This window comes from Streptomyces sp. NPDC048442 (assembly GCF_040651475.1).
GTDB lineage: Bacteria > Actinomycetota > Actinomycetes > Streptomycetales > Streptomycetaceae > Streptomyces.
On record NZ_JBEZKB010000030.1, the window covers coordinates 81,460 to 105,478 of the forward strand.

The following is a 24,019-nucleotide window of genomic DNA, read 5'->3' on the forward strand; positions in this document are numbered from 1 at the left end:
GACGGCCCGGACGCCCCGGACCGCCCGGACCGCCCGGACCGCCCGGACCGCCCGGACCGCCCGGACCGCCCGGACGGATGGTCGGACGGAACGGTCCTGCCGGCCGGGTCGGAGACGTCCTGAGTCACATGCGTACCGGCGGTACACCCCTTCCTCCTGTGCCACGGCGCGGTCGCGACGATTTCGAAAGCACGTCGTCAAGTTCAGTAAAGATGCCCCGCCAAACCCCCCGCAGCGTGAAAGCTCTTCGCCGGGGACTCAAGTCCGGAGTCCCGCATACCGGAAGCACGACCGGAGAAGGTGGAATGCTGTGCTGCCCGAGAGCGCCAATGGCACCGGCGGAAGCAGTCTTGCCGTCCCCATGGCATGGCTGTACGCCGAGTACATCGCCGACGAGCTGCTGCGCACGGGGCAGTTGATCCCGCCCGGCACGCTGGAGTTCCGCGCCGGGCGGGAGGCCCTCGCGCTGACCGTCTATCTGTCGGACTCGACGGACGAGCTGTCCGGGGTCGGGGTGATCTCCCAGCTCGACGAATGGCTGTCGCTGACCGCGTACGGCCACCCGTGGGAGCAGTGGGTGCGCGAGCGGTTCGCGGCCCGCGCCGACGCGGGGGGCCCCGAGCTGGAACTGGCCAGGGCGTCCTGGCACTGGCTGGAGTCCACGGAACTCCTGGCGACGGATCTGGCCGGGACGGGGGTGGAGGACGGCGCCGGCCTGCCGGGCGCGTTCGGACCCGACGCGGTGGACCGGGTGGACGAGAGCACCCGGGTCTGGCTCCCGGCCTGGCAGCTGGGGCTGCCGCTGGGGCACCTTTCGGTGCACCTCTTCTGAGTCGGAACCTGCCGCTCCTGACGGTGCGTCACCTCGTGATGCGGGGTGAACTGTGCACGCCCGCACGGTACTTGGGTATGCGTACGGTGATCTTCATGCCCGCGCCGACGCCGGTCTCGATGACCAGGCCGTAGTCGTCGCCGTACACCTGGCGCAGTCGCTCGTCGACGTTGGAGAGGCCAATGCCGGAGGCGGTCGGTTCCTGCCCGGCGAGGATCCGGCGGAGCCGGTCGGGGTCCATGCCGACGCCGTCGTCCTCGATGGTGACGATCGCCTCGGCGCCCGCGTCCCGGGCGGCGAGGGTGATCCGGCAGTCCTCGCGGGAGTCTTCGAGCCCGTGCTTGACGGCGTTCTCGACGAGGGGCTGCAGGCAGAGGAAGGGCAGGGCGACGGGCAGCACCTCGGGGGCTATCCGCAGGGTCACCTTGAGCCGCTCGCCGAAGCGGGCTCCGGCGAGCGCCAAATACTGTTCGATGCAGCGCAGTTCGTCGGCGAGCTCGGTGAAGTCGCCGTGCCTGCGGAACGAGTAGCGGGTGAAGTCGGCGAATTCCAGGAGGAGTTCGCGGGCCCGCTCGGGGTCGGTACGGACGAAAGAGGCGATCGCGGCGAGGGAGTTGAAGATGAAGTGCGGCGAGATCTGGGCACGCAGGGCGCGGATCTCGGCCTCGACGATCCGGGTGCGGGACCGGTCCAGCTCGGCCAGCTCCAGCTGTACGGAGACCCAGCGGGCGACCTCGGTGGCGGCACGCACCAGGACGGCGGACTCGCGGGAACCGTAGGCGACGAGGGCGCCGAGCACTCCCTCCTCGCCGGTGAGCGGGGCGATGACGGCCCAGCGCAGGGGGCACTCGGGGTCGCCGCAGTCGGTGTGGATGCTCTGGCTGCGGCCCGAGTCGAGCATTTCCGCGACCTTGAGCATCACCTTCTCCTTGTGGTGGCCCGCGCCGGGCCCGTCCCAGGCGAGGACGGTGCTGCGGTCGGTGAGGCAGAGGGTCTCGGTGCCGAGGAGCGAGCGCAGCCGGCGGGCGGCCTTGCGGGCGGTGTCCTCGGTGAGTCCGGCCCGCAGCGGGGGCGCGGCGAGGGAGGCGGCGTGCAGGGTGAGGAAGGTGGCGCGCTCCACGGGCGTACCGAGGTCGAGGTTCTTCTCGCCGCGGCGGGCGGTGAACCGGCCGAGAGCGGTGCCCGCGGCGAGGAGCAGTGCTCCGGCGGCGGCGAGAGCGGCGATCTCCATGGGGGTCACTGCTCCACTCCGAGAGCGGTGATCTCGACAGTGGTCACTGCTCTACTCCCAGAGCGGTGATCTCGACAGTGGCCACTGTTCCACTCCCAAAGCGGTGATCTCGACAATGGTCACTGCTCAACTCCAAGAGCACTGCTCGGACTCCGAGAGCACCGCTCCGGTTCGTGATCACCGCTCGTCGACTCCGCTCGGCTTGTCGGTCAGTTCCTCGGGGAGGTGCAGCCGGGCCAGGGTCGCGGCCGTGCCCGCCGGGATACGGCCTGGGGTCGCGAGCGACACCAGGACCATCGTCAGGAACCCGAGCGGTACGGACCACACCGCTGGCCAGGCGAGCAGCGTGTGCGCCCAGCCCGACGAAGGGAACCCGGCCCGGGTCGCCAGTACCGCCGCCAGCGCCGCCCCTCCCCCGACGACCAGCCCCGCGACGGCCCCCGGCGGGGTGAGCCCCCGCCACCAGATGCCCAGTACGAGCAGCGGGCAGAACGACGAGGCGGACACCGCGAAGGCCAGCCCGACCGCGTCCGCGACCGGCACGTTGGAGGTCACGGTGGAGACGGACAGGGGCACGGCCACCGCCAGAAGGGTGGCCACCCGGAAGTGCCGTACGCCGCGCGCCGGCAGCACGTCCTGGGTGAGCACCCCGGCCACCGACATCGTCAGCCCGGAGGCGGTCGACAGGAACGCGGCGAACGCCCCGCCCGCGAGCAGCGCTCCCAGCAGGTCGCCACCGACCCCGCCGATCAGCCGTTCGGGCAGCACGAGCACCGCGGCGTCCGCGTCCCCGGTGAGGGCGAGCTCGGGCGCGTAGATGCGGCCCAGTACCCCGTACACCGGTGGCAGCAGGTAGAAGGCGCCGATGAGCCCGAGGACGACGAGGGTGGTGCGCCGGGCTGTGGTGCCGTTGGGGCTGGTGTAGAAGCGGACGGCGACGTGCGGCAGGCCCATGGTGCCGAGGAAGGTGGCGACGATCAGTCCGTAGGTGGCGTAGAGGGGGTGTTCCTCGCGGCTGCCGGCGAGCGGCTGGGACCAGGTGGAGGCGCCGGCGGCCCGGTCGTCGCGCTTCTCGGGCACCTCGGCGCCGGCCGGGAAGCGGAGGGTGGTGCCGCCCGCGACGCGGTGCGCGCCCGGCTCCAGGCGCAGCTCCCGCCTCTCGTAGGTCCGGTCGTTGACCGTCCCGGAGACGGTCAGGGTGAGCGGCCGGTCGAGTTCGATGCGTACGGTCTCCTGGAACCGCACGGACGTGTGCTCGCGGAAGGTGGCGGGCGCGTCGAAGCGGGCGCGCGGGGCGTCGTCCCCGAACCAGGCGCCGAGCAGGAACAGTGCCGGCACGAGCAGCGCGGTCAGCTTCAGCCAGTACTGGAAGGCCTGCACGAAGGTGATGCTCCGCATGCCCCCGGCGGCGACGGCCCCGGTCACGACGACCGCGACGACCAGCCCTCCGACCCACTCGGGCGCCCCGGTCAGGATCTCCAGGGTCAGTCCCGCGCCCTGGAGCTGGGGCAGCAGGTACAGCCAGCCGATACCCACGACGAAGAGGCTCGCCAGCCGTCTGACCTGCGGTGATTCCAACCGGGCCTCGGCGAAGTCGGAGAGCGTGTACGCCCCGGAACGGCGCAGCGGGGCGGCGACGAGAAGCAGCAGGACGAGGTATCCGGCGGTGTATCCGACCGGGTACCAGAGCATCTCCGGCCCTTGGAGCAGGACCAGTCCGGCAATGCCGAGGAAGGAGGCGGCGGAGAGGTACTCGCCGCTGATCGCGGCGGCGTTGAGACGGGGGCCGACGGTGCGCGAGGCGACGTAGAAGTCGGAGGTGGTACGGGATATGCGCAGGCCGAGGGCGCCTATGAGGAGGGTGACGAGAACGACGACGGTGACGGCCGCGACGGCGTACGCATGATTCACGGGCATGCGGAATTCGGTCGATGCCGGTGCTGGTGCTGAAGCCGGTGCTGAAGCCGGTGCCGGTGCTGGTCCTTGTGCCGGTCCTTGCGCTGGTGCTGGTCCTGGTTCATGGACGGCCCGTCAGCGGCCTTCCACGAGCCCGCGGAAGTCGCGCTCGTTGCGCTCGGCCCGGTGGACGTACCAGCGGGCGATGAGCCACATGACGGGATAGACGACGACACCGAGCCCCACCCAGAGGTAAGGGCCCGGCGTGCGCGGCGCCCCGGCCAGCACCTGCGGCAGCTGGAAGAGCAGCGGCAGTGCGCCCACGAGCAGGGCGAGCACCCCGAGGCCGAGGAGGGCGGTGCGCAACTGGCTGCGCATCAGGGAGCGGACGTACGTGGCGCCGAGGGTGGTCTGCTCGCTGATCTCCGACCGGGCGGGCGCGTACCGGGGCACGCGGCCCTGGGGATTCCCGCGGGGCACACCGGTCACGGTCTCGCGACGGGGGCGCGGGGCTGCGGACATGGGGTGGGCTCCGGAAGGTTCGTTGTGCGTCGTCGGCCTCGTACAGGTGCTCGTACAGGTGCTCGTACGGGTACGGAGGCGGAGTCTACGCGGGACGGTCCGCGTCGTTCAGGGCGATCTCCAGTTCCACGTACGACTGCTCCGCCCGCCGGAAGGCGACCTCCAGGGCGGCGGCCGTGCGGGGTGTCGCGAAGAGCTGTGCGGACTCCTGGACCTCGTACAGGACATCGGCCCAGCGGCCGGCGGCACTCTTGATGCGACGGAGGAGCGCGTCCAGCTCATGGGGCGCGGAGGGGTGGATTCCGGGGAGTTCCCGGAGTTCCGCGAGCAGCGCTTCTACTTCGGTCATCCGGCTCCCTCACCCTGTGGTCGAGGGTCAGGGTAGGTGCGGGTCCGGGGTGGGCGGCGGTGCGGCCTGGTGCCGGTCGCCCTGCGGCTGCCGTACGTCGGCGAACGGTGCGGCGGGAGCGCCGGGCGGTCGCGGGGGGCGCGGCCCGGTGTTCGGCTCGGCGTTCAGCGCCTTCCGGCCTGGCGCATCAGGAGGTCCCGCAGCTCGCGCGCGTGACGGCGGCTCACGACGAGCTCGGCACCGGCGACCCGGACGGTCGTCGTCCCCGCGTCGAGGCGGAGTTCCTCGATCCGGCCGAGTGAGACGAGGTGGCGGCGGTGTATGCGGACGAAGCCGCGGGAGGCCCAGCGTTCCTCCAGGGTGGAGAGGGGGATGCGGACCAGGTGGCCGGTGCCGGCGGTGGTGCCGTGGCCGGTGGGGGTGACGGTGTGCAGACGGGCGTAGTCGCCGTGCGCCTCGACGTAGGCGATGTCCGCGATGGGGACGAAGCGGGTGATGCCGCCGAGTTCGACGGGGATCTGGTCCTGGGCAGCAGGGGCGGGAGCGGGCGCGGCGGCCGGGTTGGCGGCCTGGCTCTTCCCCGGCAGTGCGTCCCGGGTGGCCGCGGTGCCCTCGGCGGCGCGGCGCACGGCTTCGGCGAGACGTTCGCGGCGTACCGGCTTGAGGACGTAGTCGACGGCCTTGAGGTCGAACGCCTGGACGGCGAAGCCCTCGTGGGCGGTGACGAAGACGATCAGCGGCGGGCGCGCGAACCCGGCCAGCAGACGGGCGAGGTCCAGGCCGGTGAGGCCGGCCATGTGGATGTCGAGGAAGACGACGTCGATGGCGTCGTCGCCGTCGGGGCCCGCGTCGAGCGCCCGGTTGATACGGAGCAGGGCCTCGGTGGCGTCGGTGGCTCCTTCGGCGCTGCGGATCCGCGGGTCGGCGCGCAGGAGGTAGAGGAGTTCCTCCAGGGCGGGCTTTTCGTCGTCGACGGCGAGTACGCGCAGCATGGGGACACCGTACGGGGCGGGTTCGGGGTGGGCGGGTGCGGGCCCGTCCGGGCCGGTGTTCGGGGCTGCGCCCCGTGCACGGACTCCGTCCGCGCGTCCTCAAACGCCGGACGGGCTGGGGATGCCCACCACCCGCACCAGCTCTCCCAGCTCCTCCCCCATCGCCTCCGCCAGCCGTTCCACGTCCGGCACTGCCTCGCCGTCCGCGACCAGGCCCACGTTCACCTGGCCGTCGTACGTGGACAGCGCCACGGCCAGGGCCTGGCCGCGGGCCAACGGGGCCATCGGGTAGACCGCGCGCAGCGGGCGGCCGCCGAGGGACAGGGCCGCGCGCGGCAGCGGCACGCTGGTGACGAGTACGTCGAACAGGACGCGGGCCGCCCCGCCCGCCAGCGGCGCCCCGAACTTGCTGGCGAACGCGGGGAGCTGGTCGGCGAGGAGGGCGACCGCCCCGGCGCCCCGCGAGGGTCCGGCCGCCTTGTTCCGCGCCATGCCGTCCCGTACGGCTGCCAGCCTCGCCCGCGGGTCCTGCTCCGTGACGGGCAGGTCGAGCAGGTACGCCGACAGCTTGTTGCCCGTGCCGGGTGCCGCCCCGCCCGGCCGGCGCCGCGACACCGGCACCAGGGCCCGGGGGTCACCTGCGACCGGCTCGCCCCGTTCCCGCGACCACCGGCGCAGCGCTCCGGCGACGACGGCGAGGAGGACGTCGTTGGCGGTGCCGCCGCTCGCCCGGCGCACCTGCTGTACGTCGTCGAGGTTCAGGGCCGCCGTCGCGAGCCGCCGGGTGCCGCTGGAGTCGGCGCTCAGCGCGTCGCCGCCGCCGGGCAGCGGCAGCAGGGACCGCAGCCGTCCGGCCCGTACCACCGAGGCTCCGATGCCCAGCACCTGGCCGACCTCGCCGATGCGGTCCCTGGCGATCCCCATCGCGCGGCCCGGCCCCGGGAACCCGGAGGGACGGTCCTCGGCACCCTTGCTCCGCGGGCCGGCCGGGCGTGCTCCCGCGATCTGGTCGAAGATGCCGGCCCCGATCGCCACGGCCCGCATGCCGTCGGCGAGCGCGTGGTGGAGCTTCACCAGGACCGCGCACTCGCCGCCGCGGTCCGCGGTCAGCACGAACATCTCCCAGGGCGGCAGCCCGCGCGCCAGCGGACGCTCCATCAGCTCCCCCGCCAGCAGGGTGGCTTCGGCCGAGAAGCCCTCCGCGGGCAGCAGGACGCGCCGGACGTGGCGGCGTACGTCGAAGTCCTCGGCGACGGCCCACTCCGAGCCGCCGACGGGCAGCCGGACGCTCCGTACCCGCAGCCGGAGCCGGGGGACGGCGGTGGCGCGGGCGGCGAGGAGATCGAGGAGGTCCTCGCCCTCCGGGCAGCCCGCGTCACCGCCGAAGAAGGCGAGCGCACCGAGGTGCATCGGGTGGTCGGTGGATTCGAGGTGCCAGAACGCCAGGTCAAGAGGTGTCAGAAGCCCGGTGGTCAACCCGGTGCGTTCCTCGGTGGTCAACTCGGTGGTCAACTCGGTGGTCAACTCGGTACTCAAGGAGCCCTCACGTCGTGGGATGCCGGGAAGCCGGCGAAGCCCGCAGTCAATCGCGATCGGTCGGTTACGGTCAAGTACTTCCAGAACGCGGACAGTTACCGATACCGGCCGCCGGGTCCGGTGGGTTTCAGGAGGTTGAGGGGGTTGACGGGGTTTTGTTCTCACGTGACGGGACGATGAACTCGCACCACAGCGCCTTTCCCTCGCCCCTCGGCTCGACTCCCCACACGTCTGCGAGGAGGTCCACCAGCAGCAGGCCGCGCCCGGACTGCGCCGAGTCGGCCGCCTCCCGGCGGCGCGGCAGCGCGCTGGAGGCGTCCGCGACCTCGACGCGCAGCCTGCGTTCGGCCGCGGTGAGGATCCGTACGGTGAGGACGGCGCCCCCGTCGGTGTGCATGAGCGCGTTCACCATCAGCTCGTCGGCGACGAGTTCGATCTCGTCGCCGCGGGACTCGGCGCCCCAGGCCCGTACCGCGGCCCGGATCATGTGGCGGGCCGAGGACAGCGCCTCGGGGTCGTTCGGTGCGACGTGCTGCTGGAGCCGGGCACCCGCCCGGGGCGCGTCGGCGGCGCGGCGGCGCAGGAGCAGCAGCGCCACGTCGTCCCCGCCGTCCCGTTCGTCGACCGCCGCGCACAGCAGGTCGGCGAGCTGCTGGATGTCGCCGGGGCCGCTGTGCACCAGGTCGGCGAGTGCCTGCAGCCCCTCGTCGAGGTCGGTGCCCGGCTGCTCCACCAGTCCGTCGGTGTAGAACAGGAGCGTCTGACCGGGATCCAGCTCCCTTGTAGTGACCGGGTATTCGAGCTGCCCGAACTCGGCGGACAGGCCGAGCGGCAGCCCGCCCTCCACCGGCACCCGGCGGCACGAGCCGTCGGCGAGCCGCAGCAGCGGGTCCATGTGCCCGGCCCGTACCAGCTGGACGACTCCGGTCGTGAGGTCGATCTCGGCATAGGTGCAGGTGGCGAAGCGGTCGGTGTCGAGCTCGTGGAGGAAGCCGGAGGCTCGGGCCATCACCGTCGCGGGGGTGTGCCCCTCGGCCGCGTACGCGCGCAGCACGATCCGCAGCTGGCCCATCACGGCCGCCGCGTGCGTGTCGTGCCCCTGTACGTCGCCGATGACGGCGCCCACCCGGCCGCCGGGCAGCGGGATCACGTCGTACCAGTCGCCACCGATGTCCTGCCCGTCGCGCGCCGAGCGGTAGCGGACGGCGATGCTCGCACCGGGAACACTGGGCACGCGGCGCGGCAGCATCGCCTGCTGGAGGCCTTCGGCGAGGTCCTTCTCCCGTTCGTACAGCAGGGCCCGCTGGACGCTCTGCGCGATGCTGCTGCTCAGCGCGATGAGGAGGTTCCGCTCGTCGGAGTCGAACCTCGTACGCCCGCTGTAGAGCAGTCCCAGGGCGCCGACCGGCCGGGCCTGCGCGATCAGCGGCAGATACGCCGCCGAGGTGACGCCGAAACCGCGGACGTGCTCCCACAGCCGGGGGTACGAGGCGGCGAAGTCGTCGGCCGACTCGATGAAGCGGGGCGCCAGCGTGCGCACCACCTCGCTCATCGGGTACTCGGGGTCGTCGATGCGGGTGAGCCGGGTGCCGGGCATGTACTCCGGTCCCTCCGCCACCAGGCGGATGCGCCCCGCCTCGACGAGGCCCAGCACGAGTGACGACGACTCGAAGCTGCCGAGTTCGTGGGCGTCCCTGAGCACATCGATGACGTCGCGGACGCTGCGGGCGTGCGCGAGCGCGGCCGTGGTGGCCGCCACGACGCCGGTGCCGCCCCGCCCCCGCGTGTCGTACTCGGTGCGGTCGGCGCGGTCGGCGATCTCCTGGGTGGCGTCCCGGACGACGCCGATGATCCGGTACGGCCGTCCGGAGGCGTCTCGGCGGATGGTGCCCTGGGTGTGGCTCCAGCGCAGCGAGCCGTCGCGGCGGCGGACCCTGAAGTAGCTGCCGTACGAGGTCTCGCCGCTCTTCAGGGCCTGCGAGACGACGCTGTCCATCCGTTCGCCCTCGCCGGGCGCCACCCTGGAGGCCAGACCCGACGGGGTGCCGTCGTACTCCTCGGGCAGCAGGTCGAACACCTCCAGGGCGGAGGCGTCGAGGTGCAGGTACGACTGGGCGAGGTCCCAGTCGAAGATGCCCATCCTGTTGAGCGCGAGGCCCAGCGCGGGAGGAGCCGGCCAGTCGCCGCCCGAGGCGGCCGACCGGCCGGCCGGCGGGTCGGAGGGCAGGTCAGACACCGTCCGATCCGGGTGCGGTGTCGGGCTCCCGGTCGGTGTCCGACGGCGGCGGCGAGACCGGGGGCGTCGTCGGGCAGCCGGGGGGAACGGAGACGGGAGGGCCGGTGACGGGGGCGTCCGGGGAGAGGGAGGGGCAGGGCGTGGTGGGCGGGGGCGCGGTGCTGCTGCCGGTGCCGGGAGGGGTGCTCTCCGGGGTGGTGGTGCTCTCGGAGGGGTCCTGCGACCGGTTCTGCTCCCCGGAGGGGTCGGCCCCCGGGTCGGTGCCGGGTACGGCGGGGTCGGACGTGTCCGTGGAAGGGGTACTGGGCCCGACATTGCCGGACGTCGTACCGCCATCGGTGTCGGGCTGCTGGTCCCCGTCGCCGTCCGGGGGCGTGTCCGTCGTACTGCGGTGCAGGTCGTCGGGGCCGGGCGGGGGCGGCAGCTCGTCGTCGGGGTCGGGGGCCCTGTCGCGCTCGCCGTCGGAGCCGGTCCGGCGCTCGATCCAGGTGTTGTTGACGATGTTGACGATCGTCAGGTTGTTGATCACGACCGGGGCGGGGGTGACCACGACGACCTCGGCCGGCCGGTAGCCCGTCCAGGGCTGCCCCCGGTGGGTCACCGTGCCCGGGACGACGGTCGGCGGCAGCAGCGGGTTGCCGCAGGCGCAGCGCACCCGTGGCATCCCGTTGGCGTCGACCATGACGGCGGTGCCCGCCTGGAGGACGGACTGGAAGGACGTGGAGGAGCCGTTGCTGAAGCCGTGGTTGGTGACCCGGGTGTCGACGCGCAGCACGACCGGGGTCAGGCCGCGCAGGAAGCCCGGGATCGAGGCCGGGTCGATGCTGCTGGCGTCGGCGAAGGCGCGCGCCTTGGCCGGGTCGGCGCCGCTCCCCGTGAGGTAGCGGATCTGCTGCTCGACGTCACAGCTGGAGAGGGACTGCGTGCCGCCGTACAGGCCGGGCGTGCCGCCGGAGAGCCGGTGCGCGGGGCGGGCCGAGGGGGTGGCGCTCGCGGTCCTGGTGGGGGTGGCCGTCGTCGTGGACGGCAGGGGTGTGCTGGTCTTCGCGGTCGACTGCGTGAACGGATCGGGGCCCTGTGCGGCAACCGGCTGCAGGAGTACTTCCTGATCGCCTGCCGACGTGGTGTCATCTGCGGCGCCGCCGCTGCCGCAGCCCGTGGCCAGCAGCCCCAGGGACACTGCCGACACCGCTGCCACGAGGGTGTGGCGGCGCGTAGGTGAGTGCACGCGGTTCTCCCGTCCTCGTTCTCGGCATTTGTCCCTCCATGTCTGCCGCACATCGAGTGCACCCGCAAGTGGACGACCGGGCCCCCGGGGGCGGCCCCGCTGCCCAAGAGAGCCAACAGGGCTAAGGGGCAGTCTCTTAGGGGCGCGGGGAACTGCGCGACCAGCCACCACACACCCGCACGACGCCCACCCCCCAGCCACACCGCACCGCACCGCACGATGCCCCCGCCCCGCAGGCCCCCACGGGGGCGGCCCCGCTGCCCAAGAGAGCCAGCAGGCCAAGGGGCAGTCTTTTAGGGGCGCGGGGAACTGCGCGACCAGCCACCACGCACCCGCACGACGCTCACCGCCCCGCAGAACCCTGCCCCCGCCCCGCCCCGCAAGCCGCCGCCGCCCGCCCGCCCCCTACACCAGCCCCGGCCGCACCCACCCCTTCCCCAGCACATGTGCGTCGAAGAAGTTCAGCAGCGTCTCGTACCAGAGCTCCGAGTGATTCGGCTTCAGCACCCAGTGGTTCTCGTCCGGGAAGTACAGGAACTTCGCCGGAACCTCGAAGCGCTGGAGGTCCTGGAAGAGCGCCATCCCCTGCCCCACCGGCACCCGGTAGTCCTTCGCCCCGTGCACCACCAGCATCGGTGTCCGTACCCGCTCAGCCCCCAGCACCGGCGAGTTCGCCTCGTACCGTTCGGGCTGCGTCAGCTGGTCGCCGAAGATCTGCCGGAAGATCCACGACCCGTCCGTGTCGCCCTGGAAGGAGCGCAGGTCCCACAGCCCCGCGTGCGAGACGATGCTCTTGAAGCGGTCCGTGCTGGTCGCGACCCGGTTGGCCATGTATCCGCCGTACGAGCCTCCGGCGAGCCCCGTACGGGTCTCGTCGATGTCCGGGCGCGCCTCGGTGGCGTCGGTGAGCGCCATCAGATCGCGGTAGGGCTGTCCGCCCCACTGGCCCCAGCCCCGCTCGTGCATGCGCTGGCCGTAGCCCGTGGACAGGGCGGGGTCCGGCAGCAGTACGGCGTAGCCGCGGGCGACGAAGGGCCACGGGTTCCACCGCCAGGTCCAGGCGTTCCAGGAGCTCTGCGGGCCGCCGTGCACGAACACCAGCAGCGGCGCCGGGGCGTCCGCCGACGCCTCTTCGGGCACTGCGAGCCAGGCCCGCAGCGGGAATCCGTCGTCGCCGTCGATCCGTACCTCGGTCAGCCTGCCGGGCAGAGCGCCGATGTCTCCGGGCGCCTTGAGCGCAACCGGGCTCTGAGCCGCGCCCGCCGCGTCCAGGCGGACCGGAACCGGCGCCGCGTCGATGTCGGTCCGCAGCGCGTACAGCGTCGCCGCGTCCGGGGCCACCTGCAGCGAGGAGTACGCGCCGGAGACGGTGAGCCGGGTGACGGTGCCGTCGGGGTCGCGCCTGAAGACCGGGGCGTGGCCGAGTTCGTCGGCGGTGAACCACACCGTTTCGTCACCCTCGATGGGCGATACGGCGATCCCCGCGGGCCAGTTGTCGAAGCCGGGCAGGAGGTCGGTCTCCTCCCCCGTCTCCAGGTCGACGCGGACCAGCGTCTCGTCGTACGGCGTCTCGTACGTGAGCTTCAGGAGCCGCAGGCAGAGCAGGAAGCGCCCGTCCGCGCTGAACACGGGGCCGAAGTAGTCGTACTCCGCGTCCTCCAGGACACGTATCTCCTCCCCGGTGGCGGCGTCGGCGATCACCACGGCGTCGCGGTTCAGGCCGGGGACGGTTCCGTTGACGAAGCGGGTGTACGCGACCCGGCTGCCGTCGGGCGACAGGGCCGACTCGCCGTCGTCCCGGCTGCCCTGGCCGCCCGCGTCGACCGTCGCGGCCTCGCCGGTGACGGAACGTACGAAGGTGTGCTGCTCGGCGGGGCCGAGGTCGTGGTCCCAGAACCGGGTGGGGCCCGCCTCGTAGAGGATCGCGGTGACCTTGGCGTCCTCCCGGTCCTTGCTGAGCTTGGCGTGCGCCTCGGCGTCGGCCGCACCGGGCAGCAGGCCGCCGGAGTAGGCGAGCGTGGCGGCGCGTGCGGCGAGGGCGTAGCCGGAGATACCGCCGGGGTGGCGGGCTATCTGCCGGGCCTCGCCGCGCTCGGGCAGCGCCCACAGGGTGGCGCCGTCCTTGCCTTCGCCCTTCTCCGCGCCCGGGTCGGTGTTGTCGCGGCCGGACACGAAGAAGAGGGTGCCGTCGGCGGCGAACGCGGGCGCGGACTCGCCCTTGGCGGACCGGGTCAGCCGCTGCGGTGCGCGCTCGCCGGTCGGATCGATCTCCCAAAGCCCTGAGACGTACGCGGTGCCTTCCCCGTTGAGGGTCTGCACGGCGGCGACCAGGCGGCTGCCGTCGGCCGAGAGGGCGAGGCTGTTCACGCGCGGGGTGGCCAGGAAGGCGGACAGGTCGTGGAATGCGGTGGGGCCGCTGGGTGTGGCTGACATGCGGTCATCCTGCCCACGACCATGGTCGGGGCACCAGGGAATTCGCTCTGGGCTCAGCCCACCCGAGCCCGCTGCACCCACACCGCCACCCCCAAGGCGCGGTGGCCGTACGGTGTGGCCGGTTCTGGCCGCCGTCCGGGAAGCCGAAGGGCCGCGCCCCCTGAACTGTCAGGGGGCGCGGCCCTTCGGCCGTCCGTGCCGGATCAGTCGACTCCCGGCAGGATGTGCGGCTCCGCCAGGTCGTCCTCGTACCCGGCGAGCCGGATCGGCGCCGACCTGGCCCACACCTCCAGGCTGCCGAGCTCCTTGGGCTCACCGGCCCGGCCGTCGGCCCCGGCCCTGTACGTCGTCGTCCGCGCTGCGGTCCGGCGCTGGTGCTGGGTCATCTCTGGTGTCACCGCGCACTCCTTTGTGTCGCGTAACCCGTCGGACATGTCCGCGGCGTCCTCTGCCGGACTGCCGCCGGGTGCCCGAAGGGGCAAGAAGGAAAAGGCTCTTCGGTCGCGGTGGCGCCGGTGTTACTCGTTCGGGAGCAGCCCTGGTGGTGGGCCTTCCCGGTACGGGCCGAGGGTGTCGCTCTGTCCGTGACGAACAGAGTACCCATCTGAGCGCCCTTGCGCTCGATGGATTCCGTCGACTTTCGGCCCGCTGTGGCTCCACGGTCCTTCACTGCGCACTCCCTCGACAGTGATCGGGTGTCACTAGGGCTTGCTTGCGACCTACGTCCCCATTTGCCGTACCCGACCCGCCCTTGTCCAAGGGGTTGCCTCGGATCCTTCGGCGGTGCCCGGTACGGATTCCCACTCTCCCCCTCTGCCCTGGAGCCTTTCTTGAGCAGAGGGCCGGCGCAGCGCTGCCCGGGTCTACCCGTTGGCGCAGCGCTGCCCGGATCTAGCAGCGCTGACCGGTTCTACCAGTTGGCGGGCGCGTAGTCCTTGAGGAAGATCCCGTAGAGGTCCTCGCCCGCCTCGCCGCGCACGACCGGGTCGTACACGCGGGCCGCGCCGTCGACCAGGTCGAGCGGGGCGTGGAAGCCCTCCTCGGCCAGTCGCAGCTTGTCGAAGTGAGGGCGCTCGTCGGTGATCCAGCCGGTGTCGACGGAGGTCATGAGGATGCCGTCGGTCTGGAACATCTCCTGGGCGCTGGTCCGCGTCACCATGTTCATGGCGGCCTTGGCGGCGTTGGTGTTGGGGTGTCCGGCACCCTTGTAGCCGCGGCCGAACACGCCCTCCATCGCGGAGACGTTGACGATGTGGGCGCGCCCGCTGGACGCCTTCCGGGCGGCGTCGGCCATCGCCGGACGCAGCCGGCTGATCAGGATGAACGGCGAGGTGTAGTTGCAGAGCTGGGTTTCGAGCAGCTCCACCGGGGAGATCTGCTCGATGGTCTGCACCCACGTGTTGGTGTCGACGACGTCGGGCACCAGACCGCCCGCGTCGATGGCGCTGCCGTCGCGGTGCCGCTCGACGCTGGCGTTGCCCGCGACCAGGGCCAGGTCTGCGACCTGCTGTGCGTCCAGACCGCTGACGCCCAGGGGCAGTGCGGCGAGGCCGTCGACGGCGCCGGAGTTGAACGCGCCGATCACCTGGTGGGCGGGCAGCTCACCGGGCGGCAGCGGGGCGCTCTCGCCGTCTACCAGCGCGGCGTACGCGGAGGGCAGCCGGCGCACGGTCTGCGTGGCGTTGTTGATCAGGATGTCCAGCGGGCCCGCTTCGGCGACCCGCCCGGCCAGCTCGACCGCCTGGGCGGGGTCGCGCAGGTCGATGCCGACGACCTCAAGACGGTGCATCCAGTCCGCCGAGTCCTCCATGGCCTTGAAGCGGCGGATGGCGTCCTTGGGGAAGCGGGTGGTGATGGTGGTGTGCGCGCCGTCGCGCAGCAGCCGCAGCGCGATGTACATGCCGATCTTGGCGCGGCCGCCGGTGAGGAGGGCGCGCTTGCCGGTGAGGTCCGCGCGGACCTCGCGCTTGGCCCGGTTCTGGGCGGCGCAGGGCTGGCAGAGCTGGTGGTAGAAGTAGTCGACCTCCACGTACCGGGTCTTGCAGATGTAGCAGGAGCGGGGCCGCTGGAGTATCCCGGCGATCCGGCCCTCCTCGGTGACCGACGACGGCAGGAGGCCCTCGGTCTCGTCGTCGATGCGCACGGCGGAGCCGGTGGCGGTGGCCTCGGTGACCGCCTTGTCGTTGGCGGTCTTGGCCGCACGGCGGTCCTGGCGGCGGCGCTGCTTCACCGTGCGGTAGATCCCGGCGGTGGCGCGGCGGATCGTGATCGCGTCGGGGTGGTCGACGTCGAGCTCGTCGAGCTCCGCGAGGACGCTGAGGCACAGCGCCATGCGCTCCGGGTCGATGCCGGGCCCGTACTCCACGGGCTCCACGGGGCCGCCCTCTGTCACCGTCATCGCCGCTGCCGTCTCTCGTTCACGTGTCCATTGTCGAGGACCGCCGGAATTTCCCGAAGTCCTCAAAAGCGGAATCGTACGGAGGCAGGGGCGACTGCGACAAACCACGAGGTGTACGACCACGGAGCGTGACGGCGCCGGTGGCGGCTCGGCTACGGGACCTGCTGGCCCTTACCCAGCGCGATCACCCCGTTCTTCGACACCGTGTACAGCTGCGCGTCGCGCTCCGGATTGACGCCGATGGTGGCTCCCGGCGGCACGTCGACGTTCTTGTCGAGGATCGCGCCGCGCACGACCGCGCCGCGTCCCACCCGTACGTTGTCGTGCAGTACGGAGCCCTGGACGACCGCCCCCGGCTCGACGACCACTCCGGGTGAGAGCACCGAGCCCGTGACCTGGCCGCTGATCACACAGCCGGGACCGACGACGGACTCGCTGGCGATGCCGGCCGAGCAGAACCGGGCGGGCGGCAGCTGTCCGAAGTGGGTGTAGATCGGCCAGCGCCGGTTGAAGAGGTTGAACTCCGGCTGTTCGGCGACCAGGTCCATGTGGGCGTCGTAGTACGAGTCGAGGGTGCCGACGTCGCGCCAGTAGCCGTGGTCCTGCGCGGTCTCGCCGGGGACGTGGTTGTCGTCGAAGTCGTACACCATGGCGGTGCCGCGCTCGGTGAGCTGCGGGAGGATGCTGCCGCCCATGTCGTGCACCGAGTCCTCGTCCTCGGCGTCCCTGATCAGCGCGTCGAGAAGCACCTTCGTGGTGAAGATGTAGTTGCCCATGGAGGCGAAGACCCGACGGGGGTCACCGGGCAGTCCTGGCGGATCGGTGGGCTTCTCCAGGAACTGCTCCACCCGTGTGCCGTCCGCGGCGGGCGTGATGATCCCGAACGACGACGCCTCCTTGCGCGGTACCCGTATCCCGGCGACGGTGACGCCCGCGCCGCTGTCGATGTGCTGCTGGAGCATCTGCCGGGGGTCCATCCGGTAGACGTGGTCGGCGCCGAACACCGCGATGAAGTCGGGCTGTTCGTCGTGCACCAGGTTGAGCGACTGGAGGATCGCGTCGGCGCTTCCCAAGTACCAGCGAGGGCCGAGCCGTTGCTGTGCGGGGACGGGCGTGACGTAGTTGCCGAGCAGGCTGGACATCCGCCAGGTGGTGGTGATGTGCCGGTCCAGGGAGTGCGACTTGTACTGGGTGAGGACGCAGTTGCGCAGGATGTCGCCGTTGACGAGGTTCGACAGGACGAAGTCGACGAGGCGGTACGTGCCGCCGAAGACGACCGCCGGTTTCGCCCGGTCGGCGGTGAGCGGCATCAGCCGCTTGCCCTCCCCACCTGCCAGTACGATCCCGAGCACCGAAGGTCCACCGCGCATCGCCGCCCCCAAGGGTCAACCAGCAAGGATCACTTGACCAACTCCGCGTACACCTCGGCGGTACGCCGCGCCACGGCATCCCACCCGAACTCCTGCACTGCGCGTACCCGCCCTGCAGCGCCCATGCGCGCCGCGGCCTCCGGCTCGTCGAGCACCCGGTTCAGGGTCTCGGTGAGGGCGTCCTCGAACTCTTCGGGGTGCCTGGCCGCCCGCTTCTTCTCGTACGGGACGAGGAGCCCGGTGCTCCCGTCGTCGACGACCTCGGGGATGCCGCCGACCGAGGAGGCGACGACGGCGGTGCCGCAGGCCATGGCTTCCAGATTGACGATGCCCAACGGCTCGTACACCGAGGGGCAGACGAACACCGTGGCGTGGCTGAGGAGTTGCACCACATCGGGGCGGGGAAGCATCTCCGGAATCCAGAACACGCCGTCCCTGGCCCGCTCCAACTCCTCGACCAGCTCGCGGAATTCGCGGCCGATCTCCGGCGTGTCGGGGGCTCCGGCGCAGAGCACGAGCTGTGCGGCCGGGTCGAGGGCGCGGGCGGCGCGCAGCAGGTGCGGGACGCCCTTCTGGCGGGTGATGCGGCCGACGAACAGGACGTAGGGCCGCTCGGGATCCAGCCCGATCCGCTCCAACACGTCGGTGGCTTCGGTCGGTTGGTAGAGGGTGGTGTCGATTCCGTTGTGCACGACGCGCACCTTCGCCGGGTCCAGCGTCGGGTAGCAGTCGAGGATGTCGGTGCGCATGCCCCGGGAGACGGCGATGACGGCGTCGGCGGCCTCGACGGCGGTCCGCTCGGCCCAGCCGGAGAGCGCGTACCCGCCGCCGAGCTGCTCGGCCTTCCAGGGGCGCAACGGTTCGAGCGAGTGACAGGTCATCACATGCGGTACGCCGTGCAGGAGTTTGGCGAAGTGTCCGGCCAGGTGGGCGTACCAGGTGTGGGAGTGGACGAGGTCGCGGCCCCCGAGGGCGGCTGCCATGGAGAGGTCGACGGAGAAGGTGCGCAGTGCGTCGTTGGCGTGTGCGAGACGAGGATCGGGCCGGTGGCGCGTCACACCCCCTCCGGCACCTTCCCCCTCGCCCTCGCCCCAGCAGTGCACCTGGACGTCCACCAGGGCCCGTAACTCCCGGGCCAGGAACTCCACATGGACGCCGGCGCCTCCGTAGACGTCCGGCGGATACTCGCGCGTGAGCAGTCCCACTTTCACCCCATGATGGTCACTCAGATCCGCTCCGCACGGAAGACCGCTGCGGGGCGCGCTCGAAAACGCAGTCGCCGCACAGCCCGCCGGCCGGGCAGCGGTAGTACAGGCAGCAGCTGTTGCGCCGGAACGACCCCGCCTTGAGCGCGCCCGTGGAATTCAGGTCGGGATGGCCGAACACCTCGTGTGCGATCACTGCGGCCCGCTTCCCCACCTCGGGACGCTCCATGTCCCTGGACCACAAGCGGAGTTGGGATACAGCGGCAGCGAGCGCGGACCCTGCGTTGCCCCACAGCAGCTGCTCCGAGATGTTCCCGTCCCGCTGGAAGGCCTCCGCGAGGGGCAGCAGGTGGCCGTCCACGAGTGTCGTACGGAGCGTCTCGGCGGTCGCCGGCAGCTCCCGCACCGGTGACACCAGCACCAGGTCGTCGGGCGTGCTGCCGTCCGGGTTCCAGTGCAGCCCTTCGGCGGCGAGGTCGGGCACCGTGTCGTACAACGCGGCGGACCCGAGCGCCACCGACCAGAGCCGGGCCACGATCCCCAGGTGCGCTATCGAGGCGGCGACCCGCCGCTCGGGGGCGCGCAGCCGGGCGGCGACCTTGTCGATGCGGAACGCCAGCGGCGCCGTGTCACCCGCGTACACCTGGGAGAGCGGCACGTGCCCGCCGCTGCCCGGCAGTTCCTTCGCCGCCCCCGCCCGCAGCGCGAAGAAGCCGTTCACCGAAGACAGCTCGACAAAATCCATCATGTCCGCCTTTCAACCACAAGGGCCAATTATTTCAGTAAATACGGCGCAGCCATTACCCCACCACCGTATCCATGCCGGGGTGATCAACGAAAGGCGATTACCGCAGCCCGCGTCCGGCGGTACTCACGTACTACGTCGGCAGTACGGCCCCATGCCTGCTTGAGAATGACGACGTGAAGGCTCCGAGGGGTCATCGTGGATACATGAGTGCTCTCGCGCTGTCCGTGCTCCTCGCGCTGGTCTCCGCGGTCGCGTACGCGATCGGGGCGGTCCTCCAGGAGCGTGTCGCAGCCACCGACCGGAACCATGCCTACGCACCCGTGCGGCGCCCCGCCTGGTGGGTCGCGATGTCGCTGAACGGCGTCGGAGCGCTGCTGCACGTCGGGGCACTGGCCTACGGACCGCTGAGTCTGGTCCAGCCGATGGGAGCGCTGACGATCGTGTTCGCGCTGCCGATCGCCGCGGTGTTCGTGCACCGGCGGGCGGGCACCCTCGCGTGGCGGGGTGCGCTCATGGCGACCGTCGGCCTGGCGGGGCTGCTGTCGCTGACCGGCACGGCACACGCCGAGTCGCTGGCCGACGGCGAGGAGCTGGTGGTGGCCGGCGCGTCGCTCGCCACTGTCGCGGTGCTGTTCGCGGTGGCACGGTGGCTGCGCCGGACAGTCGTGCGTTCCATGGTGCTGGCCGGGGCGGCCGGAGTGGCGTTCGGGATCGCCTCGGTGTTCGTCAAGTCCCTTGCCGTGGGCTGGAGTTCGCACGGACTGTCGGGTCAGTGGGAGGCCGTGCCGGCGGTGGTGGTGTTCGCGACGGCGGGCGTGCTGCTGTCCCAGGCCTCCTACCGGGGTGCGGGGCTGACCGCACCGCTGGCCACGGTGACCGTCGTGAACCCGGCGGTCGCCTCCGCCGTCGGCCTCGCCCTCTTCGGGGAGTCGTTCCGGTACGGCCCCACGGGTGCCGCCCTCGCCCTCGGCGCGGGCCTTCTCGCTGCCGCGGGCCTGATCCTGCTGACGACGAACCACGCGCAGACGGAGCAGGCCCGGCTGGAACAGGCGGCGCAGGAATCACCGGCCTCGCAGACCCCGCGGGCATTACAAGCCTCGCAGGCGGCGCGGGCACTACAGGCCTCGCAGGCGGCGGAGGAGCCCTGGGCAGAGCTCCTCCCCGGTGTGCCCGTACAGCAGAAGCAGGATGGCCCGTCGGGTCAGACGGTGACCCCGCCCGCCCTCAGGTAGGCGACCGGGTCGACGTCCGAGCCGAAGCCGGGCCCCGTCCGCACTTCGAAGTGCAGATGCGGCCCGGTGCTGTTGCCGGTCGATCCTGACCGCCCGATGCGCTGCCCGGAGTCGACCTTCTGGCCCTCGCGGACGGTGAACGCGGACAGGTGCGCGTACTGGCTGTACTTGCCGTCCGCGTGCCGGATCACCACCTGGTAGCCGTACGAACCGGCGTACCCGGCGGAGACGACGCTGCCGGGGGCGACAGCCTTCACGGACGTGCCCGTGGGCACCGGGAAGTCGACGCCGGTGTGGTACCCCTTCGACCACGACGAACCGGCCGCCCGGTAGGGGGTGCTGGAGTCGGCGTCCACCGGGGCACTCAGCCCGGTCTTGCGGGCCGCGCGTGAGGAGACCGTCTCGGTGCGGGTCTGCTTCTCGCCGCTCTTCGGCGGCCCGTCCTTCTTCTTGTTGTCGTTCTGGCTCTCACCCTTGTTGCCGTTCTTGCTGTCGTTCTTCTTCTCGTTCTCGTCCTTGTTGTCGTTCTTGCGCGTGTCCGTGCCGGGGGCTGTGCCGGTCCGGTCCTGCTGGTCCTTCTGGTCCGGTTTGCTCGGCGCGGTGATGCGTACCAGCAGGCGCTGGCCCGGCCGGATGACGTCCGGGTCGCCGCCTATGACCTGGCGGTTGCTCTCGTACAGCCGCTGCCAGCCGCCGGAAACCCGCTCTGTCTCGGCGATGCCGGAGAGCGTGTCACCGCCGACGACGGTGTAGGTGGCCTTCTTTTCGGCCGGTCCCGGGGCGGGGCTGGGCGGAGCGGGGTCCGTCCTCGGCGGGGGCGTCTGCCGGGCGGGCGGCGCGGGGGCCTTCTTCCTGGGCGGTGCGGGGGTCTTCTTCTCCGGCGGCGCGGGGGCCTTGCGGCCCTGGGTCGTGATGGTGATGTCGGGGGCGTCTCCGCCCCGAACCAGTCCTGCCTTCACCGAGCAGACCGGCCAGGCGGTGGGGCCCTGGCCCTTCAACACCCGTTCGGCGACGGCGATTTGCTCGTCCTTGGTCGCCTGGTCGGCGCGCGGCGCATAGGCCTGGCCTCCGTACGCCTGCCAGGTGGCCTGCCGGAACTGCAGGCCGCCGTAGTAGCCGTTCCCGGTGTTGACCTTCCAGTTGTTGGTGGACTCGCAGGCGGCCACCTTCTCCCAGATGTCCACGGGGGCCGCACCGGCCGTGCCGGTGGCGACGAGCGGGAGGGCGATGCCGACGCCGCCGGCCGCCGCCGTCAACGAGGCGTTGTTGATACGGCTGGGCTGGTACCGCCGGTGACGACCGCTTGAGGCCATGTCTCGCTTCCTCCACTCGCACTTCTCGACACGTCGCAATCGGCAAAAGTACGGGCATGGTGCGGACCATGACAAGGGCATGAACTCACTTCACCCGCGCGGGAGTTGAAGCGGAATCAAAATTCCTGAGCCACACGCGCCGCCCCGCACCGGCGCTGACGAGCGCAACAGCCACCAGACCCGCACTCACCCACAGCGGCGAACGGAACCCGAGCCCCGCCCTGATCGCGACGCCCCCGGCCCAGGGCCCGACGGCCGCCCCCACGTTGAACGCCGCCGTGGCGAACCCCCCGGCCAGCGTGGGTGCTCCCCCGGCCGCGTACAGGACCTGCGAAATCAGGGTGGAGCCGACCGCGAACGACAGCGCTCCCTGGACGAAGACGAGCACGAGGGCCGCCACCGGGTGCGCCGCCGTGCACGCGAACAGCACCCACCCGGCGAGCAGGGCCGCTCCCCCACCCACCAGCAGGGGTACGGGCCGTACGTCGGCGATCCGGCCGCCCACGGCGACGCCCACGAAGGAACCCAGCCCGAAGAGCGCCAGCACGGCGGGCACCCACATGTCGCCGAAGCCGGTGACCCCTGTGAAGAGGGGGGCGAGATAGGTGAAGGTGCAGAAGGTCGCGCCGTTCACGAGCGCCCCCAGCAGGAGCGTCATCAGCAGTCGCGTGCTGCGCAGCGCGCGCAGCTCGCCCCGTACCCCGGGACGGCCGGTCGCGGCGGCACCTTCCGGTACGCCCGAAGCACCCGAGGTCTTCGAGTCTCCCGGTACGGAGTGCAGGATTCCCGCGACGGCGGGCACCGCCAGCAGCACCACCGCCCAGAACGCCGCCCGCCAGCCCCAGAGCTGTCCGAGCCAGGCGCCGGCCGGCACGCCCACGACGCAGGCGAGCGTGACCCCGCCGAGGAGCACGGAGGTGGCCCGCCCCTTGGCTCGGGGCTCGGCCATGCCGGTGGCCGTCACCAGGGCGACCGCCAGGAACCCGGCGTTGGCGAGCGCACCGGCGATCCGGGTCGCGAGCAGCACGCCGAAGCTGCCGGTGAGCGCACCGACGACATGGACGCCGAGGAAGACGAGCAGAAACGCCAGCAGCGCCCTGCGCCTCGACCAGCGCAGGCTCAGGGCCGCCATCAACGGCGCGCCCACGACCATTCCGACGGCGAAGGCCGAGGTCAGCGACCCGGCAACCGGCAGGGAAACGCCCAGGTCCCGGGCGATGTCCGGCCCGAGCCCGGACAGCATGAATTCGGAGGTGCCCTGCGCGAAAACGGCAAGCGCGAGCAGGTAAGAGAGCGAACGGCACAGCAAAGCTCCACAGACGTCGTGATGAGACACAGCCTTGACGACGCCGGTGGTCCGGTGGTGGGCAACAGTCGCAAACGGTCGCGGAAAAACCCACGCGACCATGCCGAGAAGCCACCGGACGACCGGTGGCTAGAGTCTTGACGCCTCGGGACTGGACACGGGGACACCGTAGTGAGGCGCCCCGACCGGGTCCACTGATTTAACGGGCCACGGATTTAGAGCGAGAGGGGCCCTGTGCGGTCGCTACGCCCGCACAGGGCCCCTCCTCCGTCTTCGTCCCGCTCCGCGCTCAGCTCATCGGTCCCGGTGCCGGCTCGGGAGCCGGGTCGGGTCCGGGCCCCGGAGGTACGGGGTCGGGCAGCGGCGGCATCGGGCCAGGTGCGGGGCCGGGCGGTCCGGGCGCGGGTCCCGGCACGGGTCCGGGCAGCGGCCCGGGGTCAGGCCCGATCGGTCCTGGCGACGGAACCGGCGCAGGCGGTACGGGATCGGGGTTCGGCTGGGTCATGCCTGATCGACCTCCAGTTTCGGAGTCTGGTCGAAGTGCGGATCAACCCCACTCTCTCCCGGTGCGGCTGCCCACGCCCGCCGAGTCCACACTCTTCAGGACCGCCTGCGGGTTCCGCACCTGCCCGGCCGCCTCCGGTACGGGTTCGGCCATGTCGGTGCCGGTCCCCACGATGCGGTTGCCCTCCGCCACGTGCACCACGCGCGGCTCGAACCCGCGTGCCTCGGCGTCGTCGACCTGGGCATAGCTGATGAGGATCACCAGGTCGCCGGGGTGTACGAGGTGGGCGGCCGCCCCGTTGATCCCGATGACTCCGGAACCCCGTTCGCCTTCGATGACGTAGGTCTCCAGCCGGGCCCCGTTGGTGATGTCGACGATGTGCACGAGCTCGCCGGCCAGCAGATCGGCGGCTTCCATGAGCTCGGCGTCGACGGTGACGGATCCGACGTAGTGCAGATCGGCCTGGGTCACGGTGGCCCGATGGATCTTGGACTTGAACATGGTGCGCAGCACGGCGTCACACTCCAGCGATAAATGGGTCGCGCCCCGAGATCGGGTACGCGCCGACGCAGTCAGAGTAATCGACTCCGTGAACGCAGAAAAGCCCCGCACCAGTTTCCTGGTGCGGGGCTATCCCACAATAATTGTTCGGCGGCGTCCTACTCTCCCACAGGGTCCCCCCTGCAG

The 24,019-nt window shown here is 71.7% G+C and carries 19 protein-coding genes; 2 read left to right on the forward strand and 17 right to left on the reverse strand.

The annotated features are described in order from the left end of the window. The first annotated feature begins 361 nt into the window (after positions 1-361). Positions 362-832, forward strand: a complete 471-nt coding sequence (locus AB0D18_RS33625) for a hypothetical protein (protein WP_362427421.1) — start codon at positions 362-364, stop codon at positions 830-832. Positions 833-860: 28 nt separating this feature from the next. Here the strand turns inward: AB0D18_RS33625 and AB0D18_RS33630 are convergent, their stop codons facing one another. The 14 genes from AB0D18_RS33630 to AB0D18_RS33695 form a co-directional block, all read right to left on the reverse strand. Next, complete coding sequence (locus tag AB0D18_RS33630) at positions 861-2,072, reverse strand: histidine kinase (RefSeq protein ID WP_362427356.1); 1,212 nt, start codon at positions 2,070-2,072, stop codon at positions 861-863. 168 nt (positions 2,073-2,240) lie between these two features. Then, a complete protein-coding gene (locus AB0D18_RS33635) occupies positions 2,241-3,974 on the reverse strand; it encodes a cation acetate symporter (protein ID WP_362427424.1) in 1,734 nt (577 codons plus the stop codon). 120 nt (positions 3,975-4,094) lie between these two features. Next, entirely contained in the window at positions 4,095-4,481 is a 387-nt protein-coding gene (locus AB0D18_RS33640; protein ID WP_362427359.1) for a hypothetical protein, read from the reverse strand. Positions 4,482-4,566: 85 nt separating this feature from the next. Continuing rightward, the gene (locus AB0D18_RS33645) at positions 4,567-4,830 is read right to left on the reverse strand and encodes a hypothetical protein (protein ID WP_362427362.1); all 264 of its coding nucleotides are present in this window, start codon (positions 4,828-4,830) and stop codon (positions 4,567-4,569) included. Positions 4,831-4,994: 164 nt separating this feature from the next. Next, a complete protein-coding gene (locus AB0D18_RS33650; protein ID WP_362427365.1) occupies positions 4,995-5,822 on the reverse strand; it encodes a response regulator transcription factor in 828 nt (275 codons plus the stop codon). A 99-nt stretch (positions 5,823-5,921) separates the two neighbouring features. Next, positions 5,922-7,298, reverse strand: a complete 1,377-nt coding sequence (locus tag AB0D18_RS33655; RefSeq protein ID WP_362427427.1) for a wax ester/triacylglycerol synthase family O-acyltransferase — start codon at positions 7,296-7,298, stop codon at positions 5,922-5,924. Positions 7,299-7,485: 187 nt separating this feature from the next. Continuing rightward, complete coding sequence (locus tag AB0D18_RS33660) at positions 7,486-9,594, reverse strand: SpoIIE family protein phosphatase (protein ID WP_362427368.1); 2,109 nt, start codon at positions 9,592-9,594, stop codon at positions 7,486-7,488. After that, complete coding sequence (locus tag AB0D18_RS33665) at positions 9,587-10,822, reverse strand: DUF6777 domain-containing protein (protein WP_362427371.1); 1,236 nt, start codon at positions 10,820-10,822, stop codon at positions 9,587-9,589. The genes AB0D18_RS33660 and AB0D18_RS33665 overlap by 8 nt, the downstream gene beginning before the upstream one ends. A 405-nt stretch (positions 10,823-11,227) precedes the next feature. After that, positions 11,228-13,255 carry a S9 family peptidase gene (locus AB0D18_RS33670; protein WP_362427374.1) on the reverse strand — a complete coding sequence of 676 codons (2,028 nt, stop codon included), beginning with the start codon at positions 13,253-13,255 and terminating at the stop codon, positions 11,228-11,230. A 203-nt stretch (positions 13,256-13,458) separates the two neighbouring features. After that, a complete protein-coding gene (locus AB0D18_RS33675) occupies positions 13,459-13,641 on the reverse strand; it encodes a hypothetical protein (RefSeq protein WP_362427429.1) in 183 nt (60 codons plus the stop codon). Positions 13,642-14,165: 524 nt separating this feature from the next. Continuing rightward, the gene (locus AB0D18_RS33680; RefSeq protein WP_362427377.1) at positions 14,166-15,653 is read right to left on the reverse strand and encodes an SDR family NAD(P)-dependent oxidoreductase; all 1,488 of its coding nucleotides are present in this window, start codon (positions 15,651-15,653) and stop codon (positions 14,166-14,168) included. Between the two features lie 152 nt (positions 15,654-15,805). After that, a complete protein-coding gene (gene glgC / locus AB0D18_RS33685) occupies positions 15,806-17,023 on the reverse strand; it encodes a glucose-1-phosphate adenylyltransferase (RefSeq protein ID WP_362427380.1) in 1,218 nt (405 codons plus the stop codon). A 29-nt stretch (positions 17,024-17,052) separates the two neighbouring features. Next, positions 17,053-18,234 carry a glycogen synthase gene (gene glgA / locus AB0D18_RS33690; protein WP_362427383.1) on the reverse strand — a complete coding sequence of 394 codons (1,182 nt, stop codon included), beginning with the start codon at positions 18,232-18,234 and terminating at the stop codon, positions 17,053-17,055. Between the two features lie 10 nt (positions 18,235-18,244). Beyond that, positions 18,245-18,976 (reverse strand): IucA/IucC family C-terminal-domain containing protein, encoded by a 732-nt coding sequence (locus AB0D18_RS33695; RefSeq protein ID WP_362427386.1) that lies wholly within the window; start codon positions 18,974-18,976, stop codon positions 18,245-18,247. Between the two features lie 203 nt (positions 18,977-19,179). Between AB0D18_RS33695 and AB0D18_RS33700 the strand changes: the two genes are divergently transcribed. Further along, positions 19,180-20,208 (forward strand): DMT family transporter, encoded by a 1,029-nt coding sequence (locus AB0D18_RS33700; RefSeq protein ID WP_362427389.1) that lies wholly within the window; start codon positions 19,180-19,182, stop codon positions 20,206-20,208. Here AB0D18_RS33700 and AB0D18_RS33705 read toward each other — a convergent pair. From AB0D18_RS33705 to panD, 3 genes are all read right to left on the reverse strand, one after another. Then, entirely contained in the window at positions 20,178-21,521 is a 1,344-nt protein-coding gene (locus tag AB0D18_RS33705) for a transglycosylase family protein (protein WP_362427391.1), read from the reverse strand. The genes AB0D18_RS33700 and AB0D18_RS33705 overlap by 31 nt on opposite strands. Positions 21,522-21,606: 85 nt before the next feature. Next, entirely contained in the window at positions 21,607-22,806 is a 1,200-nt protein-coding gene (locus AB0D18_RS33710; protein WP_362427432.1) for a Cmx/CmrA family chloramphenicol efflux MFS transporter, read from the reverse strand. Between the two features lie 568 nt (positions 22,807-23,374). Beyond that, positions 23,375-23,845: an aspartate 1-decarboxylase gene (gene panD / locus AB0D18_RS33715; RefSeq protein ID WP_362427394.1), complete on the reverse strand. Its 471-nt coding sequence runs from the start codon at positions 23,843-23,845 to the stop codon at positions 23,375-23,377. Positions 23,846-24,019 lie beyond the last annotated feature (174 nt).

Bases quoted from the DNA above. Each gene is read 5' to 3' on its own strand.
- AB0D18_RS33625 (WP_362427421.1), top strand. From the start codon at position 362: ATGGCATGGCTGTACGCCGAGTACATCGCCGACGAGCTGCTGCGCACG.
- AB0D18_RS33640 (WP_362427359.1), bottom strand. From the start codon at position 4,481: ATGTCCGCAGCCCCGCGCCCCCGTCGCGAGACCGTGACCGGTGTGCCC.
- AB0D18_RS33645 (WP_362427362.1), bottom strand. From the start codon at position 4,830: ATGACCGAAGTAGAAGCGCTGCTCGCGGAACTCCGGGAACTCCCCGGA.
- AB0D18_RS33650 (WP_362427365.1), bottom strand. From the start codon at position 5,822: ATGCTGCGCGTACTCGCCGTCGACGACGAAAAGCCCGCCCTGGAGGAA.
- AB0D18_RS33670 (WP_362427374.1), bottom strand. From the start codon at position 13,255: ATGTCAGCCACACCCAGCGGCCCCACCGCATTCCACGACCTGTCCGCC.
- AB0D18_RS33675 (WP_362427429.1), bottom strand. From the start codon at position 13,641: ATGACCCAGCACCAGCGCCGGACCGCAGCGCGGACGACGACGTACAGG.
- AB0D18_RS33680 (WP_362427377.1), bottom strand. From the start codon at position 15,653: ATGACGGTGACAGAGGGCGGCCCCGTGGAGCCCGTGGAGTACGGGCCC.
- glgC (WP_362427380.1), bottom strand. From the start codon at position 17,023: ATGCGCGGTGGACCTTCGGTGCTCGGGATCGTACTGGCAGGTGGGGAG.
- AB0D18_RS33695 (WP_362427386.1), bottom strand. From the start codon at position 18,976: ATGATGGATTTTGTCGAGCTGTCTTCGGTGAACGGCTTCTTCGCGCTG.
- AB0D18_RS33700 (WP_362427389.1), top strand. From the start codon at position 19,180: ATGAGTGCTCTCGCGCTGTCCGTGCTCCTCGCGCTGGTCTCCGCGGTC.
- AB0D18_RS33705 (WP_362427391.1), bottom strand. From the start codon at position 21,521: ATGGCCTCAAGCGGTCGTCACCGGCGGTACCAGCCCAGCCGTATCAAC.